2 protein-coding genes are annotated in these 3,333 nt (G+C 61.2%); both read left to right on the top strand.

Going from position 1 to position 3,333, the window contains the following annotated elements:
- The first annotated feature begins 337 nt into the window (after positions 1–337).
- Positions 338–1,465 carry an HlyD family secretion protein gene (locus tag AC3B8H_RS19600; RefSeq protein ID WP_488443203.1) on the top strand — a complete coding sequence of 376 codons (1,128 nt, stop codon included), beginning with the start codon at positions 338–340 and terminating at the stop codon, positions 1,463–1,465.
- The coding region (locus AC3B8H_RS19595) for a cysteine peptidase family C39 domain-containing protein (protein WP_488443204.1) at positions 1,465–3,333 on the top strand (1,869 nt) is incomplete at its 3' end. The genes AC3B8H_RS19600 and AC3B8H_RS19595, both read left to right, overlap by 1 nt.

Raw genomic sequence — 3,333 nt, 5'->3', positions numbered from 1 at the left:
CGCCAATATTTCCCTCGATGCGGGGCGAATCCCTCGCCAATTCGCCATCAATAATACTGGCCGCAGCCTTGGTGTTGGCAACTTCTCCGCGTGGATTCGCACTGGTCAATCGAGCACCTGCGATTTCCCTGACGCCTCCGCGGATCTTCGGCAATATCGCGAACGAATCGCTCGACTGACGGCAAATCCCAGCCCCGCTGTGAATTAGTTCATTGCGCCGGATCGGCAAAACGTTCGAAATCTCCGGATATTCAATGATTGTTACCGGAGAATCCGTTTGCCTACCCGTTTCTCTCGCACCACCCGCTCCCTAGCGCGCGATTCCGCGCGGCACGCCATGCTAGCCTGGTCGCTGGCCGGCGCATTGTTGATGGCTTGGCTTTACTGGTTTTGCATGGCGCGGTTGACGATATACGAGATCAGCCAACAGGCCCGCTTGGAAGTCAACCGTTCGGTAAATCCGATCGCGGCGCCGGTCGCCGGCAAAATCGTGGCGATAGACTTTTCGTTGGGGCAGCAAGTCGAGGCCGGCCAGGTGTTGGCGACATTGGACGCGGTCAGCGAAACCTTGCGACTAAGGGAAGAAGAAGCGCGCTTGCAGGCCTTGCCGCCGCAGATCGAAGCGCTGCATAAGCAAATCGCGGCATTGGAGCAATCCAGACTGGATGACCAGAAGGCGGCATTGGCGGCGATCGACAGTGCCCGCTCCCGGCAGCGCGAAGCCAATGCGGCGGTGTCGTTCGCCAAGGATTACGAGCGGCGCTTGAGCGAACTGAAGGGTGCCGGCAAGGGCGCGCTGATCGACACGCTCCGGGCCGGCACCGAGGTGCAAAAACTCAGCTCCGCTCGCTCCGCGCTGTCCGCCGAGATACAGCGTTTGCAAATGGATGCGCAAACCCATTCCCACCAAAAACTGGCCGAAATCGAAGAGTTGAAACAGGATGCCGCCAAACTGAGCGGCGAACTGGCAACCTGCCGCGTCACGATAGACCGCTTGCGCGAAGAGATCGAAAAACATCGAATACGCGCGCCGGCCGCCGGCCAAATCGGCGATATCGCGCCGTTGCAGGTCGGCGGTTATCTGGCGGTCGGCGACAAGCTGGGTTCGGTGGTACCGCACAGCGAATTGCGTATCGTCGCCGATTTCCCGCCGGCGGCGGTGATCGGGCGGATTAAGCCCGGTCAAATCGCGACGATGCGCTTGGACGGATTCCCTTGGGCGCAATTCGGCACGTTGGCGGCGACAGTGAATACGGTTGGCTCGGAGATTCGCGACAATCGGGTGCGGGTTGAATTCGCGCCGGAGCCGGCGGCGAACTCCGCTATCGTGTTGCAACACGGCCTGCCGGGCTCGGTCGAAGTCGTCATCGAACGGCTGAGTCCGGCGCTGTTGGTGTTGCGCAAGGCCGGCCAATGGCTGGCGGGTGGAGTTCGCCAACCGTTAACCGGCGGAGCGCCGCATTGATGATTAGTTTCGGCGGACGGCGTTGGTTGGTACCTGAGGTGGTGCAAACCTCGGCGATGGATTGCGGGCCGGCGGCGTTAAAGTCCCTGCTGGAGGGGTTTCGAATTCCGGTCAGTTACGGGCGCTTGCGGGAAGCCTGCCAAACCAATGTGGACGGCACTTCGATCGATATGTTGGAACTGGTCGCCAATCGTTTGGGCGTGCAAGCCGAGCAAGTGATGGTGCCGGTCGATCATGTATTTTTGTCCGAGGCCGCGGTACTGCCGGCGATGGTGGTTGCACACCGGGCCGACGGTTCGACTCACTTCGTCGTGTTGTGGCGCCGGCTCGGCGATTGGCTGCAGGTGATGGACCCGGCGGTGGGCCGGCGCTGGCTGCGTTGCGCAACATTCGCCGAGGAAATATTGCAGCACAAGCTGCCGGTTTCGGCGGACAACTGGCGGGCCTGGGCCGCCTCCGCCGAGTTCGTCGATCCGCTCAGACAGCGCCTGGCCGCGCTTGGCGCCGGAAGGGCGGTGGCCGATGCCATCATTGCCCAAGCGGATCAAGATCCGGATTGGTTCGGTTTCGCCAAATTGGACGCCGGTTTGCGGCTGGTGTCCACGCTGCGATCCGCCGGCGGCATTGGCGCCGGCGCGGCCGCGATTCGCTTACTAAGGAGCGTGCTCGGCGCGGTTTCCAGCCAGGATTTATACCGCGCCGTGCCGGCGGCGTATTGGTCGGTAGTGCCCTATGATGCCGGAACCGATGAAGCGTTGTTGCTGTTGCACGGCGCGGTATTGTTGCAAATTCGCGGTCGGCAATCCAAGTTGGCGGCCGATCCGCCGGTGCCAGATGCGTTGGACGCCGAATTGACCAGCGCGCTGAACCAGCGGCCCTTGAATCCGGAACGCGCGATCTTCGATCTGTTGAAAGCCGACGGGCTATTGTCGCCGCTAGCCTTGCTGGGGGCCTTGATCGTGGCGGTGGCCGCGGTTTTGCTGGAAACCTTGTTGTTCCGGGGCGTGTTCGATATCGCCTGGGAACTGAAAGGCGCTGAACAACGCTTGGGGGCGCTGTTGAGCTTGTTAGCCTTCGTCACGTTGCTGTTGTCGATCGAAGTGCCGATTGCGATGGAAACGCTGCGCTACGGCCGCCATCTGGAAATCCAATTGCGCATGGCATTGTTGCGCAAGCTGCCGCGTTTACCCGATCGTTATTTCCAAAGCCGGCCGGTGTCCGACATGGCCGAACGCAGTCATGCCATTGCGCTAACCCGGCAGATTCCCGGCTTGGCGATTCAATTCATCCAAACCTTGTGCGACTTGTGGTTGACGCTGATCGGCATTCTATTACTGGATCGCGCCGGGTTCGCTTGGGCGGCGCTCGCTGCGGGCTTGGCGGTGGCGGTGCCGTTACTCGGCCAAGCCTGGTTGAACGAGCGCGATTTGCGGGTGCGCAATCACGCCGGCGCAATGATCGGCTTTTATCTCGATGCCTTGCTGGGCTTGGTGCCGATACGCACTCACCGCGCCGAACCGGCGGTGCGCCGCGAACATGAAGGCTTGCTGGTGGATTGGGCGCTGGCCAGTCGCGGTCTGATACGTTCGGCGCTAGCGATCGAAGCGCTGCAGGGCACGGCCTGTCTGAGCGCGATCGGCGTGATGCTGTGGCAGCATTTTATCTGGACCGGCAGCGTCACCGGTTCCGACTTGTTGTTGGTGTATTGGGCCTTGAAACTGCCGGCACTGGGTCAAAAATTGACCACGTTGGCGCATCAATACCCGGCCCAACGCAATAGCCTGTTGCGTTTATTGGAACCGTTGGCGACGCCGGAAGAATTGGATGATCCGGATTCGACCCCGTTGGTCGATACCGATGATCCGGCG

It is taken from the genome of Methylomonas sp. BG-2, from assembly GCF_057766305.1.
This window is presented reverse-complemented; position numbering and strand designations above follow the sequence as displayed.